Annotated in this window: 13 protein-coding genes and 2 pseudogenes; 2 read left to right on the top strand and 13 right to left on the bottom strand. The window is 32.4% G+C overall.

The window, feature by feature from the left end; all coding sequences use genetic code 11:
* Positions 1–12 precede the first annotated feature (12 nt).
* The 10 genes and pseudogenes from AC1RYN_RS03625 to AC1RYN_RS03580 all read right to left on the bottom strand — a co-directional run bounded on the left by AC1RYN_RS03625 (position 13) and on the right by AC1RYN_RS03580 (position 12043).
* Positions 13–633, bottom strand: coding sequence for a hypothetical protein (locus tag AC1RYN_RS03625; protein ID WP_481805872.1), 621 nt, complete (start codon positions 631–633; stop codon positions 13–15).
* 36 nt (positions 634–669) lie between these two features.
* Positions 670–1890 (bottom strand): peptidoglycan DD-metalloendopeptidase family protein, encoded by a 1221-nt coding sequence (locus tag AC1RYN_RS03620; protein ID WP_481805871.1) that lies wholly within the window; start codon positions 1888–1890, stop codon positions 670–672.
* Positions 1891–1909: 19 nt separating this feature from the next.
* The gene (locus AC1RYN_RS03615; protein ID WP_481805870.1) at positions 1910–2851 is read right to left on the bottom strand and encodes a tryptophan 2,3-dioxygenase family protein; all 942 of its coding nucleotides are present in this window, start codon (positions 2849–2851) and stop codon (positions 1910–1912) included.
* Positions 2851–3618, bottom strand: coding sequence for a DUF3108 domain-containing protein (locus AC1RYN_RS03610; protein ID WP_481805869.1), 768 nt, complete (start codon positions 3616–3618; stop codon positions 2851–2853). The genes AC1RYN_RS03615 and AC1RYN_RS03610 overlap by 1 nt, the downstream gene beginning before the upstream one ends.
* A gap of 293 nt (positions 3619–3911) precedes the next feature.
* A complete protein-coding gene (gene hppD, locus AC1RYN_RS03605) occupies positions 3912–5072 on the bottom strand; it encodes a 4-hydroxyphenylpyruvate dioxygenase (RefSeq protein WP_481805868.1) in 1161 nt (386 codons plus the stop codon).
* A 176-nt stretch (positions 5073–5248) separates the two neighbouring features.
* Positions 5249–6406, bottom strand: a complete 1158-nt coding sequence (locus AC1RYN_RS03600; RefSeq protein WP_481805867.1) for a homogentisate 1,2-dioxygenase — start codon at positions 6404–6406, stop codon at positions 5249–5251.
* A gap of 252 nt (positions 6407–6658) precedes the next feature.
* Entirely contained in the window at positions 6659–8917 is a 2259-nt protein-coding gene (locus AC1RYN_RS03595) for a patatin-like phospholipase family protein (RefSeq protein WP_481805866.1), read from the bottom strand.
* Positions 8918–9106: 189 nt separating this feature from the next.
* A complete protein-coding gene (locus AC1RYN_RS03590; protein WP_481805865.1) occupies positions 9107–9604 on the bottom strand; it encodes an XAC2610-related protein in 498 nt (165 codons plus the stop codon).
* Between the two features lie 4 nt (positions 9605–9608).
* Positions 9609–11408 (bottom strand): annotated as a pseudogene (gene uvrC / locus AC1RYN_RS03585) (excinuclease ABC subunit UvrC).
* A gap of 95 nt (positions 11409–11503) precedes the next feature.
* Positions 11504–12043, bottom strand: coding sequence for a hypothetical protein (locus tag AC1RYN_RS03580; protein ID WP_481805864.1), 540 nt, complete (start codon positions 12041–12043; stop codon positions 11504–11506).
* Between the two features lie 99 nt (positions 12044–12142).
* Between AC1RYN_RS03580 and AC1RYN_RS03575 the strand changes: the two genes are divergently transcribed.
* Together AC1RYN_RS03575 and AC1RYN_RS03570 are read left to right on the top strand one after the other, a co-directional pair.
* Complete coding sequence (locus AC1RYN_RS03575; protein ID WP_481805863.1) at positions 12143–13123, top strand: succinylglutamate desuccinylase/aspartoacylase family protein; 981 nt, start codon at positions 12143–12145, stop codon at positions 13121–13123.
* Entirely contained in the window at positions 13113–13679 is a 567-nt protein-coding gene (locus AC1RYN_RS03570; RefSeq protein ID WP_481805862.1) for a 5-formyltetrahydrofolate cyclo-ligase, read from the top strand. The genes AC1RYN_RS03575 and AC1RYN_RS03570 overlap by 11 nt, the downstream gene beginning before the upstream one ends.
* 192 nt (positions 13680–13871) lie before the next feature.
* Here AC1RYN_RS03570 and AC1RYN_RS03565 read toward each other — a convergent pair whose 3' ends face one another.
* From AC1RYN_RS03565 to AC1RYN_RS03555, 3 genes and pseudogenes are all read right to left on the bottom strand, one after another.
* A complete protein-coding gene (locus AC1RYN_RS03565) occupies positions 13872–14621 on the bottom strand; it encodes a tetratricopeptide repeat protein (protein ID WP_481805879.1) in 750 nt (249 codons plus the stop codon).
* 90 nt (positions 14622–14711) lie between these two features.
* On the bottom strand, positions 14712–16466 hold the full coding sequence (locus AC1RYN_RS03560; protein ID WP_481805861.1) for a BatD family protein: 1755 nt from the start codon (positions 16464–16466) through the stop codon (positions 14712–14714).
* A gap of 103 nt (positions 16467–16569) precedes the next feature.
* Positions 16570–17347, bottom strand: a pseudogene (locus AC1RYN_RS03555) (tetratricopeptide repeat protein).
* Between the last annotated feature and the right edge of the window lie 13 nt (positions 17348–17360).

The raw sequence follows: 17360 nt of genomic DNA, 5'->3' as shown, positions 1-17360 counted from the left end.
AGGTGTGAAGTTTTACCATATTTTCCACCAAGGTTTTTTATTTACCTCAATTGTTTTCTTAGTCATATCTATTTCTATTCTTTTTGGTGATTCTGTTTTGATTTTAGAATCATTAAAAAACATTTCACCAGTATCATCTATTCCAATTGGAGTTTTTGTTTTTTCTTTCCAGTCTTTAGTTTGTAGTTCTGGAATCAACAGATTGTTTCTTTTGTTAATAAAACTATCTCTTGCTTCTTCTGTAATTTCTTCTTCTAGGTTTGAAGATGAATTTTTAAAAAGCGTTAGTGAATTGTCAGGAATGTTTAAAAGAAAAATTTGCGTTTTGTCATCGATTGTCTGGATGTCTAATACTTTAAAATAAGCAATAGTGTCTAGTAGGAAATGCCCGATCTTTGCTGAATCGGAATTGAATATAGATAAGTCTTTCGCATGAGCACTTGCAATTATATATCTACAATTTCCAGAAAGTCCACCGCTTAAAGAGCTCATATCAGTAAATCCTTTTTCTTGAATTATTTGACCAACTTTATAATTTAAAATTAAGCTTTCAGGCAAGTCTGTATCTCTGTAAAATAGTTTTAAACCTGAAAAAGTTTCATTATAAATAGATTTAAGACGAGAATTTTTCATTGTTTCCTGTTTTAAAAGATGAGATTTTAATAAAAACTACAAATTCCCAATGCTATCCAGTTCTCTTTTTAGAGGTTCTATTTGGTTTAAAAAACGTTCTCTGTTTCTACCAGTCAATGATTCTCCTGTTGGTAGGTTTAATTTTAAAGCATCTACCTGTACACCGTTTTTCCAGAAACGATAACAAACATGAGGGCCAGTTGCTAAACCTGTGCTTCCTACTAGTCCAATAGTTTGGCCTTGTGTAACACGCTGTCCGCGTTTTACTAATATCCGGGACATGTGTAAATATTGAGTAGAGTAAGTGCCGTTGTGTTTTACTTTAACAAAATTTCCATTCCCAGCTGTATAGCCTGTAGTTTCTACAATACCAGCTGCTGTTGTAGATATAGGAGTCCCTGTAGGAGCTGCATAATCAGTTCCTTTGTGCGCTTTCCAAGTGTGTTGTACAGGGTGAAATCTATTGCTAGTAAATCTAGATGTGATTCGGCTGAATTTTATTGGTGTTTTTAGAAAAAGGTTTTTAAGAGTTTTTCCTTGGTCATCATAATATTCTATTTTTCCAGATGTTGTGTCTTGTTCAAAAGGGAAGGCGTAAACTATTTTTCCTTTATATTCAAAAAAAGCAGCTTCTAGTTCTTCTACACCATCATAAATAGAGTCGTTTATGAAGCGTTCTTTGAAAATTAGAGCATAGCGGTCTCCTTTTTTTAATTTGAAGAAGTCAATAGACCAAGCAAATATTTTAGTAATTCGACTTGCAAGTGCAGCTTCGACACTTTCATTCCCTAGAGTTTCTGATAAAGAACTTTTTAAAACGCCACCTATTGTTTTTCGTTTAAGTGTAACGGGTTTTATTTTTCTGTATGCTTTTGCAATACTATCTCGTAAATCAATTACATAATAAGTTAGTGCATCAGGTTGGTATATGAAAACTTGTAGATCATTTGTTTTATTCTTTGATCTAAGAAGTGTGTATGGTTTGTGGTATCTAATGTTTCTAACGTTAAATGAGTCTTTAATTTGTTCTACAATGTTGTATACTTGTTTGTAGCCAATGTTTTGTCCTTGTAGAATAGTTCCAAAGGTTTCCCCTTTTTCTATAGTGTCATTAACTACATTGTAGTCAGCATAATTAAATCCAAATTCAGTTTTTGGTGGTTTTGGTTTGGTAATTTTAGTTTCAATTTTATCCGTTGTTTTATTACATGATATTATTAAAAATAATAGTATTATAATTGCTGATACTTGTTTCAAACTCTTCCTTTTTTATTAATTAAACTTCTTTTTCATTTCCCCAGTTTGCTAACTCTTCTGGGGTCCATAATTCTGGAAAAAATATCCTGCGTTGGTATTTTGGATGCATGTATTTTTGCCAATCGCTTCCGCCAGTTGCTTCTCCATTTCCTTTTCCACTTTCAAGAATGTATTTTCTAGCAGTGTTTAAATGTTGCATTACCCATGTAATATTTACAGTATGGTCATAATGGCGCATTGCTTGAATTAATGCTGGTTTTTTTTTGTCTTCTTCAGGGAGTTGTTTGAATTTTTGCCAAATATTTTTGGTCTTGTATTCCTTCATTTGTGATAGAAATTGAGCCTTGTATTTTTTCTCAAATTCTTGTAGTAAATATGATTTTTGACCTGTTTGATAATCTTTTCCAGCTGCTTGCCAGTATAAATGTTCAAAGCTAGTTTCTAGATCGGTATTCGCATCAAAGCGATCTTTGTATCTGCGGTCTGTTAGATTAATTACATCTGTCGAAGAGAATTCAATTAATCGATATTGTGCACTCTGAAAACCGCTCGCAGGAGTTAAAGTATTTCTGAATTTCATATATTGCTCGACTTCCATGCCATTTTCCATAATGCTAAATGAGTTGGTTAGCATGTCAAAATACCGTGTAATTCTAGAAAGACGTTCGCTGAAAAAATCAGTTTTAATTTTTTCTACTTCTGAAATCTGTTCAATCTCCCAAAGAATCATTTTAAAAATTAATTCATTTACCTGATGATACATGATAAATACCATTTCGTCAGGGAGTGTTGTTCTTTGTATTTGTAGGTTTAAAAGAGCGTCAGTTTGAATGTAATCCCAATATGTAATAGGTTTTGACCAAAGCAGACCTTCTAATTGTACATCAGTTTTTTGGTTGATGGCATGGTATTTTTTATCAATTTCTTTTAAAATTGATTCTGAATTATCAGTGAGATTCATTATTTTTTTACTTTAATTGGATTCTTTAATCCTTTGAATGCATCCAAATCGGCTTTTATTGAGCCAACAGCAAGTTCAGCTTTTATTCGAACAGGTAATTTGTTGTTGTCGTCTGTTATCCAGAGTGTTACGCTTTCTTTTTCTTTAAAAACTCGCCCCGATTGTACTAATGGTTTAAAAATCATAGTTGGAACGGTTCCAAATTTAGTTGTAATATCTTCACGACCTACGAATTTTAACTTAAATTTTGTTGTTTCGTTGTCAAAAAACATATCAATCGTTATTGAGTCACCCGATTTTAGTTTGTCTATATTAGGATGATTCCTTAGATAATAAAATGCAGATATAATATCTTGTACATTTTTACCAACAGCGACTGTTTTTTCGGTTTTGTGCTTGTAATCTTTTACTAGAACTCGACCATCTTGACCAAAAAAACCTTCTTGATTCTTGGTGTATCCGCCTTCGTTTATTTTTCGTACAAATTGATATGGGTTTCCTGTTTCTTTGTCAAAGTAACTTTCGTATAAGTCATCTACTTTGAAAAAAAATCGGGACATACCAGTTGTGTATCCTTTACCTACTGCGTGAAATACCTTTTTATTGTTTACTGTAGCTTCTTTTACTTCGAGAGTTGCATATCCAGCATTTATAATACCATAATGTATTCTAAATTTGAACCATTCACCCACATCAAAGGCGTCTTCTTTTTGGGTATCGAAGCTAAGTGTGAGGATTACGAATATGGAGAGGATTAGTTTTTTCATAAGTTTCTTTGACAATTTATAAAAATAAATGCAAATTCTATTCCAAATGTATTAAAACAAAAAAACTCAGTCAAGGAATGACTGAGTTTTTATGCTATTAACTAACCAAAAAACTATAAATTATGAAATTTATATCAATTTAGGAAGGAAACCACCCCCTCCTGTTTTGCGAGTGCAAAGATAGATACAAACTCCTTAAAAATAATAGTAAAAAAGTTAGTTTAACATAACATTTGTAAAAAAAGCATCAGTTTAAAGGGAATTTTTTCGCATAATGCATAAAAAAAGCCTTTTTATAGTGTTCCTCGCAATTCTTGCTCTCTTTCAATTGACTCGAAAAGGGCTTTGAAGTTACCTGCGCCGAATCCTTTAGCACCCATTCTTTGAATTATTTCGAAAAATAGAGTAGGACGGTCTTGAACTGGCTTTGTAAATATTTGTAATAAGTATCCATCTTCGTCTGCATCGACCATAATGGCTAGTTTCTCAATTTCATTGATATCTTCTTTCATCATTTCCATATGAACACCTAATCTTTCAGGAATTGCTTGGTAATATGTGTGCGGTGGAGCAGATAAAAACTCTACGCCACGTGCTTTTAATTGTGATACTGTTTTTATTATATCATCGGTGGCGATGGCAATATGCTGAATTCCTGGCCCGCCATAGAAATCTAAATATTCTTCGATTTGAGATTTTTTCTTTCCTTCGGCTGGTTCATTGATTGGGAATTTAATTCTTCCGTTTCCGTTAGACATTACTTTACTCATTAAAGCAGAGTATTCTGTAGTGATTTGTTTGTCATCAAACGATAAAAAATTCACGAATCCCATAACGTCTTCGTAGAATTTTACCCATGTATTCATTTCGTTCCAGCCTACATTTCCTACCATGTGGTCGATATATTTTAACCCTGTTGGTTCTGGATTATAGTCTGATTTCCATTCTTTGTAACCAGGTAAGAAAACACCATTATAATTTTTTCTTTCTACAAAAATATGAACTGTTTCTCCGTAAGTGTAAATTCCGGAACGGACTACTTCTCCAAATTCATCTTTTTCGACAGTTGGTTCCATAAACGAACGTGCACCGCGTTTCATGGTTTCTTCATAAGCGCTTCTTGCATCTTCAACCCAAAGGGCAGCAACTTTTACACCATCACCATGTTTTTTAAGATGCTCATGAATAGGAGAGTCTTGTGTTAATGGGGTGGTTAAAACAATTCTGATTTTATCTTGTTTTAATACATATGATGCTTTGTCTCTTACTCCTGTTTCTAATCCTGCATAAGCTAATGATTGATAACCAAACGCTGTTTTGTAATAATGTGCCGATTGTTTTGCGTTTCCTACGTAGAATTCTACATAATCTGTTCCTAATAATGGAAGGAAGTCTTGTGCTCCTTCAAAGATTTTTTCTAATCCGTATTCTACTGGTTTTACTTCTTTACTCATTGTGTTTATTTGTTTAATCGGTTAATCGCTTATTAGGAAAAACCGAAGTGTTGTTTTTAAGTTTTATTTTTTTACCGCAAAAGGTGCTAAGTAAAAGACGCAAGGTTCGCAAAGTTTGTCATGGCGATCTTTGCGTAAAATTCTTGCGAACTTTGCGGTTAGATCTAATGGACTAATTATTCCGTCCAGGATTTGTAATACTGTCCATCGTCTAGTCCCATTGCTTCTTCGGTTACCATTAATGGGCGGAAAGTATCGACCATTACAGCTAATTCATGGGTTTCTTTATGACCAATACTACGCTCCATTGCTCCTGGTGCTGGACCATGAGGAATTCCTTTTGGGTGTAAAGTGATATGACCTTGTTCAATGTTATTACGGCTCATAAAATCACCATCTACATAATATAACACTTCATCAGAATCGATATTACTATGATTGTATGGAGCTGGAATTGCTTTTGGGTGATAATCGTAAAGCCTTGGACAGAACGAACAAACAACAAAAGTGGCTGTTTCGAAAGTTTGATGTACTGGTGGTGGTTGGTGTACACGCCCAGTTATAGGTTCAAAATTATGAATCGAGAATCCGTAAGGGAAATTATATCCGTCCCAACCCACAACATCAAAAGGATGTGTTGCATAAACCACTTCGTGAATCATGCCTTCTTTTTTGATTTTAATTAAAAAATCACCTTTTTCATCGTATGTTTCCAATTCATTTGGCAATATAAAATCACGTTCGCAAAAAGGAGAGTGTTCTAAATGCTGACCTGATTGGTTTTTGTAGCGTTTAGGAGTATAAAAAGGAGCGAACGATTCAACGTAAAAAAGTCGGTTTTCTTCTGTCTCGAATTCTATTTGGTAAATAATACCTCGAGGAATGATTAAATAATCACCATATTCAAAAGGAATATTTCCTAACATGGTTCTTAATTTTCCTTTTCCTTTATGGATGAAAAGCATTTCATCGGCATCGGCATTTTTATAGAAATACTTTGTCAGTGATTTTTTTGGAGCTGCCAATCCAATAATGCAGTCTTTATTGACTAGCATTGCTTTTCGGCTATCTAGAAAATCATTTTCTGGTTTTAATTCAAAACCTTTAAAAAGTAATGATTTTATGTTTTTGCCGATTGCAATTTTCGGTTCAACAGAGTAAGAGTTTAAAATTTCTTTAACTTGTGTTGGTCTGTGAACATGATAGGATAATGACGAATGCCCATGAAAACCTTCAGTTCCAAATAATTGTTCGTAATAAAGTCCACCGTTCGGTTTTTCGAACTGAGTATGTCTTTTTTGAGGAAAACTCCCTAGTTTATGATATAATGGCATGGCTTTTCAATTAGATAATTGATAAATTAGATAATTAGAAAATATGAATTGTGCGAACAGATAATTAGTATATTTCCTAATTGACCAATTACCCCAATTCGAAACCATTACTCAGGATTTCTCTTTATGAGGAATTGAAGATGTTCTAATAAACCTGTCCATTTTGTTTTCATTATGACAAATATCGTAATTTATATTAATAAAAATTACACATTATATTATTTATAACACAAATTATTTCTAAAATCTGAATTAGAATACAAATCCTATTTTAAACCAGGTGTAGCCTTTTGTGTTTTCTGGTGACCAAGAATATTTTACTTCTATAGGGCCTAACATTGTTTCTAGTCCATAACCTACAGCATAACCTGTATATTTTGGTACTGATATCCATTCGACACCCTCGAAAATATTGTTGCCAAGATTTGCAAAGTTTGCAGCAAAATTAATATGATTTTTTTTGAAAATTTCATAATCAAATGTTATGTCAGTCTTTATAAGGCTATTTCCTGAAACGCTTAAAAAGTCATATCCGTAGAAATAATTAAAATTATCTAACTTTTGATAGCCATATCCTCCTAATAGATAATTAAAAAAAGGTACGCTTGTTTGACCAAAAGTTAGCCCTGCATTGGCTTTAAGCACGATTGTAGCCCTATTAAATATGGTTTTTGCTAAACCAATTTCGGCTTTTGCAGTAGAGAAGGGTTCAAATGCTTGTGTGTAATTTGAAGAGAATAAATAAGATTGAATATTACCCGAAAAACCCCACCCTCTTTTAGGGAAGTCTTTATTGTCAAAATTGTCGTAATTCAAATATCCGAATAAACTAAAGTAGCTACTTTTGTCGATATTAGGATCTGTATTGACAGATGTATTAGAATTTATTTTTAAATATTTATATTCGACTCCTCCTCCTATTAAAAACTTCTGAACAAAAATACTTTGAAAATAAGCCTCATTCGTAATATCAAGAAAATCAACATTAACTAAGTTTGGGTCTATGCTTTTGTTAAGTGGATCGCTTAATTCACTCGATATGTTTCGATTAAATTGGGTTAATCTTGATTTGAATCCAAAACTAATATTAAAACCATTCTCGATGTAATAATCTAGATTATATCTAAAGTTATCTCCTAAAATTATATCTAATGAAGTAATGTCGTTTTTAAAGAGTGTTTTTTTGTGTGTTAGATTTACTAGTATTGCACTTTTATACAAGCCATCATAGTGTAAGCCAAATTTTAAATATGTTTTTGTTGGATTTTCTTTTAAAACTAAATTTAAGTCGTCGCGAGAATCATTAGAATCTAATGAATAGGAGATGGCGCTGAAGTTTTGAGTAGCGTTAATGTTGTTGACTCCTTTAATTAGATCTGCATAGGTTATTTTTGAACCAGCTTTAAAACGTAGTTTACTTGTTATGTATTCTTCAGTATAATTGTCTAAATGATTGTTGTTTATGTTTTTTATTTTTAGTGTGTCTGAAGCTACTTTTAATGCAGGTTTTTTATAATAGCCTTGTTTTTCGACTAATGCTTTAATTTTTTCATAAACCGAGAATGTAGCATCTTCTCCTCTGCGGATAATTTGTTCTCCTTTATCAAACGAGATTACGCCATATTCTTTAATATCTGGTTTGATATAAATATCGGTGTTTTTTACTTTTCTCTTCATTTTATCGATAGATTGAAGATTGGTAATTTGTACCAAAATACGAGTAGCATCTTTAAGTTTGTGTCGGTCTAATAAGTCATCTTGTACATCGACTCCTATGATAATATCCGCTCCTAAATTTCGAACTTCTTTTATTGGATAATTATTTACAACTCCTCCGTCTACAATAAGTTTTCCATCTATTTCTATAGGAGAAAACAAGGAAGGAAATGCGGCACTTGCAATCATGGCTTGAGCTAAATTACCTTTGTTTAGCAATATTTCTTCACCAGTTTCAATATTGGTTCCAATACACAAAAAAGGAGTAGGTAATTTATTGAAATCTCGAATGTGCCTTACGTTTCGAGTAAGACTGCTTAGTAAATTATAATTATACATCCCTTTTGAAAGTGCTTCGGGAATACCAATTTTAAAATTGCTGAATGGTAAAATTACAGCATATAATTCGTCGTTTCTTTTTTCGTAAAAGTTTTTAGATGATCTTGGGATATAATCATTTATTAAATCATCGAAATTGGTTCTTTTGAAAATAGAATCAATCTGAGCGGCGTTATATCCTGATGCGTATAAACCACCGATTATTGATCCCATGCTGGTACCGCCTATAAAATCTATTTTTACTCCAGCTTCTTCCAGTACTTTTAAAACTCCGATGTGTGCAAATCCTTTGGCGCCGCCGCCACTTAATACTAATCCTATTTTTGGTCTATAAGACTCATCTGTATTTGTTTTTTTTATGGTGTCTTGTGCAAATATGTTTTGAGTGAAGCCTAATGCTATTAAAATAACTAATGGTTTTATGCCCCAGATGGAAATGAAAAACTGCGAGTACATAAAAACTATTTTTTCTTGTAGAAAAAGAGCGACCCAAGAAGCTCCTTTTTTTACAATAGAAAAAAAGTTTTTTAATCGAGTATTTGTAATGGACAGCTGGATGAGGCTCATAGAAATAGCTGGTTTGTTTTGTAAAAGTCGGAAATATTATTGGACTTTCATATGTCAAATTTGTTTTAATAACATTATTTATTTTAATAGTATTAGGTTTTTGTTTTTGTCGAATTTCCAAACATCGGTATGCCATTGTGCACCACCTCGACAACTAGATTGGATTGTTTTCTTCTTTTTGTTTATTTGTATATCGCAAAATTCGTCGCATTCTGGCCCGAAGTTTCGGGGTATTTTCAATTGTTTAAATTGACTATTTATTGGTTCGTAAATGAAGAGTTGAAATATTGTATAAACTCCCATACCCTCGTCTAGATGGTAAGTAGCAAAATCTTGATAACCATCAAAATTGTAATCTTCAATTGCAAAATGCATTTCTCTGTCAGAGATTGATGTTTCAATGCTATCTATAACTTGTATTTTATTACTCTTAGAGGTAGTGATTTCTAATTTTTCGAAATCATTGACTGCTTTTATTTTTATTTGTGTATTGTCTTTTTGATTAATTTCAATATTTTTTTGACTATAACTATGGTATGAAAATAGTAGGAGAATGTTTAAAAGAGTTATTTTCATGGTATTATTCTGGGGTGTTGTTATTGTAAAATGTTGTTATTTTTTTGGCTTTGGATGGGCCTATAACATCTGATATTTCTTTTTCGGAAGCCAATTTTAATCGTTTAACACTTTTAAAATGCTGTATTAATGTTAACATGGTTTTTTCGCCTATTCCTGGAATATTTTCTATAGACGAATTTAATGCAGCTTTACTACGTTTGTCACGGTGAAATGTGATTCCGAATCGGTGTGCTTCATTCCGCAATTGTTGTATTATTTTTAATGTCTCGGATCTTTTATCTAGATATAACGGAACTGAATCTCAGGATAAAAGAGTTCTTCAAGGCGTTTGGCAATACCTATTATTGTGATTTTGCCACGTAATCCGAGTTCATCTATACTTTTTAAAGCCGCTGATAACTGTCCTTTTCCTCCGTCAATAATTATTAATTGTGGTAATGGTTCGTTTTCATCTAATAATCTTTTATAACGACGATAAACTATCTCGGTCATAGATGCAAAGTCATCTGGGCCTTCAACAGTTTTTACATTAAAGTGGCGGTAATCTTTTTTACTTGGTTTTCCATCTTTAAAAACCACACAGGCAGCAACAGGATTAGTTCCTTGTATGTTGGAGTTGTCAAAACATTCTATATGACGTGGTTCAACAGGCAAGCGTAAATCTTTTTGCATTTGTGCCATAATACGTTTGGTATGACGGTCTGGATCTACAATTTGTAATTGCTTGAGTTTGTTCGATTCGATAAAATTTAGCATTCCTAATTGATAAATCAAGAATTTGTTTTTTATCACCCAATTGGGGAACTGTAATTTTAATGTTTTCTCCCAAATCGACTTCAAAAGGCACAATTATTTCTTTGGAGAGTAATTGAAATCGTTCACGAAGTTCGATTATAGCCAGTTCGAGTAATTCGGCATCAGTTTCGTCTAGTTTCTTTTTTATTTCTAAAGTATGTGAACGAATAATTGAACCATGCGAAATTTGAAGAAAATTAACATATGCGGCACTTTCATCTGATATTATTGAAAACACATCAATATTGGTGATTTTCGGATTTATAATGGTTGATCGTGATTGATAATTTTCGAGAACTTCTATTTTCTCTTTTATTTTTTGAGCTTCTTCAAAACGTAAATCTTGTGCCAATTGGGTCATGAGGCGTTTAAAGTCCTTCATGCTTTCTTTGAAGTTTCCTTTTAGGATTTCGCGAATGGCATCGATTTGTTTTTGGTAATCTTCTAATGTTTCTAATCCTTCACATGGACCTTTACAATTTCCAATATGAAACTCTAAACATACTTTGAATTTTCCGCTATTGATATTAGATTGACTCAAATCGTAATTACAGGTTCTAAGAGGATAAAGTTCTTTAATAAGATCTAAAATTGTATGTACGGTTTTAAAGCTGGTATAAGGACCAAAATATTCTGAACCATCTTTGACCATTCTGCGTGTAGAAAAAATACGAGAAAAAGGTTCTTTTTTTATACAAATCCAAGGGTAGCTTTTGTCATCACGTAATAAGACATTATAGCGTGGCTGTAAGGTTTTTATAAGATTGTTTTCTAATAAAAGCGCATCTGTTTCTGTAGGAACTACAATGTGTTTTATTATTACAATTTTTTTTACCAAAACATTGGTCTTGGCTGTATCATGAATTTTGTTAAAATATGAGGAAACTCTCTTCTTTAAATTTTTGGCTTTGCCAACATATAATATTTTTCCGTCTTTATCATAATATTGATATACGCCAGGATTATCTGGTAATGTTTGAATTTGGAGTTCGAGAGGAGTCTGCATACAACAAATTTAAACTTTTGAGTTTGAATTTTATAATTCTTTTGAGTTTCTTCTAAAAAAAGAGCCCGTTTTTCATTGAAAAACGAGCTCTTTTTTTATTGTGTATTTTTATTTAATTGTAAAGTATTCGGTTTGTAGCAAATGCGTTTTTCATCAAATGAGAAGTCTACATATTTTGCATCATCTTTTTTGATAGAAACTTCTAAACTGCTTCTTCCAATTTCTTTTTTATCAGCATCAAAAGCTTTTAAAACTAGTTTTCCTTTAAAATCATTTTTAGCGATTAAGTAAATCGTTACTTTTTTTTGTTTATCGGTATCTGCTCCGTATATTTTTTCGGCTTTACATTCCTCAAAGTTTGTCCTAAAAGTTGGCTCAGAAATTATTTTGGAAGTGTTGATGCTTTCGCTCACCCCCGAATTTATTCCTTTTATCACATCTCCAATTCCTTTTGAAGCGCTTTTAGCAGCTTCTTTTCCTTGTTCTTGGAGGGCTTTTCCCGCACCTTCTATTAACTTAGATTTTACAGCGATTGCTTCATTTCCATCTGCTTCTGCTTCTTTCATTTTTTCTTCTTTACTCATACAGGAAATGAGTAAGGTTAATGCGCCAAATAAAACTGCTATTTTTTTCATTTTAAATTTTGTTGTGGTTAGTTGGTTAAGAATATAAGTGTTAAAGTCAAAGATATAAATTTAAAATATAATTTCTATATTTAGCTTTTATTATTGAATATGAGAAATAGTAAACCATTGGTGATTTTTGGGGAATCCATTTTACCAGGTGAGAGTAAAACCGTTAATGTCGAAATTGCCCGACTGCACACTACAACCAAATTAAATATTCCTGTTATTGTAAGACGTTCTAAGGTCGAAGGGCCTGTGGTACTTTTTTCGGCAGGAATTCATGGTGACGAGATTAATGGTGTTGAAATTGTTCGTCAGATAATAAGCAAGAAAATAAATCGGCCGCAAAAAGGAACTATCATTTGTATTCCAGTTATAAATATGTACGGTTTTGTAAATAAAGCACGAGAATTTCCAGATGGACGCGATTTAAATCGAGTTTTCCCAGGAAGTAAAAAAGGGTCTTTAGCAAGTCGTTTTGCCTATCATATAGTCACGGATGTTTTACCCATTGTAGATTATGCAGTCGATTTCCATGCTGGTGGTGCAAGCCGTTTTAATGCACCACAGATTAGGATTTCTGAAAACAATCATGACTTAAATATTTTGGCAGATGTATTTAGTGCGCCTTTTACGTTGTATTCTAAAAATATTGCTGGTTCTTTTAGGAGTATTAGCGAAAAATTAAAGGTAAAAATGTTGCTTTTTGAAGGGGGAAAATCATTAGATATTAATCATGAGATTGCAAATATCGGTATTGATGGGGTTAAGCGTTTGTTGGCTCATTTAGGAATGTTAGATTCTAATCATATTGTTGCAGCTCCAGAAGTACCGTCTATTTATATCGAAAAATCGGTATGGCTAAGAGCTAAATGTTCGGGGTTATTACATGATTATAATACAATTGGTAGGTTTGTGAAGAAAGGAACTATTCTGGCAATTATTACTGATCCATTTGGTAAGTTTGAAAGAAAGGTAAAAGCACCACATGATGGTTATATTATAAATGCTAATCATTCGCCAATTGTTTACGAAGGAGATGCTATTTACCATATGTCCAAAAACAATTTAGAGGAAGATGACAACTAAGAAAGAATTACGCTTACAAAAAAAAGGATTGAGGAAACAAATTACTGAAACTGATATTGATGAATTGAGTTTGGTTATTGCTAATAAAGTACTTTCATTACCAATTTGGGGGAAAACTTATTTTCATGTTTTCCTGCCAATTGTAGAGCATAAAGAAGTTAATACAGAATTTATCTTGCACTTGCTTGCAGGAAAAGACAGGGAAATTGTGATTTCTAAAAGCGATTTTGAAACTAGAGAGATGACACATTTTTTGCTTACAGACAATACCAAAATAAAAAAGAACGAATATAATATTCCTGAGCCTTTGGATGGTTTAGAAGTTCCATCGAGCAAAATTGATGTAGTCTTTGTTCCTCTTTTGGCTTTTGATACTTTTGGAAATAGAGTAGGATATGGGAAGGGATTTTATGATAAATTTCTATCTGAATGCAAGCCAGAAACTATAAAGATAGGATTGTCTTTCTTTGAAGCTGAAACTGAAATTATAGATGTTTTTGAAGGGGATGTAAAATTGGATTATTGTATCACGCCTAAGAAAATTTATAAGTTCTAGGTTTATTTATTGAAAAGTTTCTCGGTTTGGGACTTTTACCGCAAAGCTTTGAAATTCTCTGTTTGATATCATTTGAGTTTCCTGACATCAGAAAAGGCAGGATTGTGTCTGGTTCTATAAAAAAATAAGACTCATGAAGAGTCTTATTTTTGAAAATCTTATATTTTTTATTTAACTAATATGTTTAAAAAACTATTTTACCTCTTTAACAGCCGAGGATTCTATCCAGCCTTCAGTTCCATCAGTTAATTCTATTTTTTTCCAGTTTTGTAATGACTGTTTTACGTATACTTTTGCTCCTTCATGAAGTATAAAAATAGGTGAACCTGCTTTTTGAGGTTCGCTACGCACTTCGGCAATTTCTGCAAATACGATAGCGGGTCTTTCATTATCAAAATGACTTTTTTCTAAAAATCCTGCTGTTAAAGTTACAAGTAAAACTAGTAATATTAAAAACATACCAATAAAATACACTCTTTTAGCACGAGTACGTTGGGAGAAATAATACCCAATAAAGCAAAGCAAGAATGCTGATGCCATTCCTACAGAGATCCATGCCCAAGTATTGTAATGATATATTCCTGTAAAGTTTCGAATGAGTTTTGCAAAACCAACTTTAGGAACTTCCTTTATTTCGTCGATAGTTAGTTTCTTGGCAAATTTTAAATTATTTAAAGCCTCTGGATGATTAGGATTTAGAGCCAGAGCTTTTTCGTAATTGTATATTGCAGGAGCTACTTTATTAAGTTTGTAATAGCAATTACCTAAATTATAATATAATTCAGCCGATTGTTTTTTATCGACTTTTATAACGTTTTCATACTCTTGTGCTGCTTGTTCGTATTTAGATTCTTGGTATAAAGCATTCCCTTTATCAAAGCTATTTTGAGCAAAGAAAATTTGTGATAATAATAAGAATAGGTATAAAAGAATATTTTTCATTTTATCGATATGTAATAAGAGTTTCATTTTTTTGAATTTCAATTCAATAGTAATTAAAATTCTTAGCGGGCTTTGCGGTTAGAAACCATATTAAACAATTTGTTTTTCTAATTCTGAAATTATCAATACTGCTTTATCAAAATCTTGCTGGATAGAAGCACTAGATGCTGGTGCATACCTTGCAAACTCACAGTTTTCTGTCAAGTTAATGAAATTCTGAACTGATTCTGGATTTGCTTTTCTAGATAATAAAAGCTCTTTGATATTATCCTTACTCATTTCTGAAGTTTCAATATGTAATTTAGCTTTTAAGAAATTGTGCATTGCTTTTTCAAGTGCAATATAAAATGCCTCTTTATTATTGATTTGTTTTTTAGCTTGTGATAAATATTTCTTGGCTAATTTATTATTCATTCTAATTCTGTTTCCAGTAATATCACCATCAAGTGCTTCTTTTTTCTTCTTAGCTAAAACAATAATTGGTAAAATCAAGAATGGTAAAAATAATAATGTATAATATAAGTTAGAACCATAAAAATCATCTTTTATGACTGAGGTGAAATTACTTTTTAGTTTAATGTACTTGAATTGTTCACTAGCCGATATTTTGTTTTTTGCAGTTGGACCAGATGCTACATTAGCGTCTGATGGCGTTGGACCATCAAGAACATTCACCATTATTTCTGGAGAAGTAATTGTTTTGTAGCTTCCTGTATTCAAATCGAAATACGAGAATTGCATTGGTTTTATAGCATAATTCCCTTTGTATTGAGGAATAATAGTATAGGTATCAGAAACTTTTCCAGACATACCGCTAAGAGTTGTATTTACTTTTTCATCATGTACAGGGTCATACATTTCTAAAGCATTTGGTACAACAGGTTTAGGTAAAGTAAACAATTTCATGTTTCCGCTACCAGCGGCACTAACAACTAGTTCTAGACTTTCTCCATTTTTCAGAGTTGTTTTGGATGGAGTTACTTTAAAATCAAATCGGCCAACAGCCCCTGAAAATCCCTCTGGTTTATTAGTCTCAGGAAGTGCTTTTACGGAAATTGTTTTTGAACCAGCAGATACGCGCTTGCTACCTTCTGTGATTATTACCTGACCAAACATATTTCTTCGGTTGGTTGGTAATTGTACATCAATGTCTAAGGACAGAGGTTCAATTACTAATTTCCCTGATTTTTGAGGATATAATACAGTTTTTCTAAGTACTACATAACGATATCTTTCTCCTTTAAACATTCCTTCCTCGGCGACAAGTTGTTTTATATCGATGTTCTGACTCCAGAAATCATTGTATTTTGGTTTGTTTAATTCTCTCCAACTTGTGATACCAATATTGTGGCTGAAATATAATTTATATACCACTGTAATTGGTTCGTTTATATATGGTGTCGTTTTAGAAATGTCTGCAACTAGATATAAATTATCATCTGCAGATATCTGTTGCGGATCATTAGGATCTCTTTCTTGTGCCACAGCTGCTGTGACATTTATTTTTATTGGTGAAGTTTTGTAAATCTGACCATTATATTCTATTGCAGCCTGTCTTATGACAAGGCTTCCTTTTTGGTTTGGTAATAAAAAATAGGAATATACTTTTTCGAATGAACTTCTTCCGTTCACCCATGACTGGCTTACTTGTTGACTTGGTCCTGCAACAATTCGAAAACCATCAAATGAAGGCTGAACAAAGTTATCGCCATCAACGTTCATAATGAAGTCAATTCGAAGTCTTTCGTTTAGACCAAGCGTAGTTTTACTTACTCTGGCTTCAAATTGAACTTGAGCCATAAGCCCTTGGAAACTTAATAGTAATAGAATTAAATATCTTTTCATTACCTGTTTAATCGTTTTTTTTAAATCGTTTAACTGTTTAATCGTTTAACCGTTTGTTGTCTATCAAATAAACAAATTAACAGCTAAACGATTCAACTTTATTTTACCAGTCTTTTTCCGTTTTTTTAGGAGCTCCTTTTACTTTTTGGGCATTTACTTTATCCTGAATTTTCTTTTCCCTCATTATTTACAGCATCTAAAAGATTTTGTAAACGTTCTTTTGATATTCCGCCTGGAGTTGGTTTTGGTTCTCCTTTATTGTCATCTTTTTTAGGATCCCCTTTATCATCTTTTCCGTCCTTTTTATCCTTATTAGGATCGCCCTTGTCATCTTTTTTATCTTTGTCCTTGTCTCCTTTGTCGTCCTTTTTATCTTTATCGCCGTCTTTCTTGTCGTCTTTTTTATCCTTGTCCTTGTCTTTCTTTTTGTCTTTGTTTTTATCTTCTTTAGGAGGATTTTCTTTTAGCATTTTCTTTGCTAATGCATAGTTGTAACGGGTTTCATCGTCTGAAGGATTGTTACGTAATGCATTCTTATAGGCTTCAACCGCTTGGCCATAATCTTTCTCTTTCATAAAGACATTACCTAGGTTGTGAAAGGCTTTGTGTTTTTGAGATGGTGTTTTGGCATTCTTTATGGCTTTTGCATAAGCAAATTTAGCTTCGCTTGCTTGGTTTTGTTTATAAATAGCATTCCCTAAGTTATAAGGCGCAACAGTACGATTTGGAAATTTAGATTGCGAAATTCTATAATTAGCTTCGGCATCTACAAATTTATTCTGTGTATATTCTTCATTAGCTTTTGGCAACGCTTTATCCTTTTCTTGAGCCGAAACGGTCAAAGAAAGCGTTAATAAAATATATAGAAGTAAATTTCTCATTCTAATTTTTTTT

Source organism: Flavobacterium sp. TC780, from assembly GCF_056783245.1.
The sequence above is the reverse complement of the archived record's forward strand: the minus strand, read 5'-3'. Positions and strand labels throughout refer to the sequence as shown.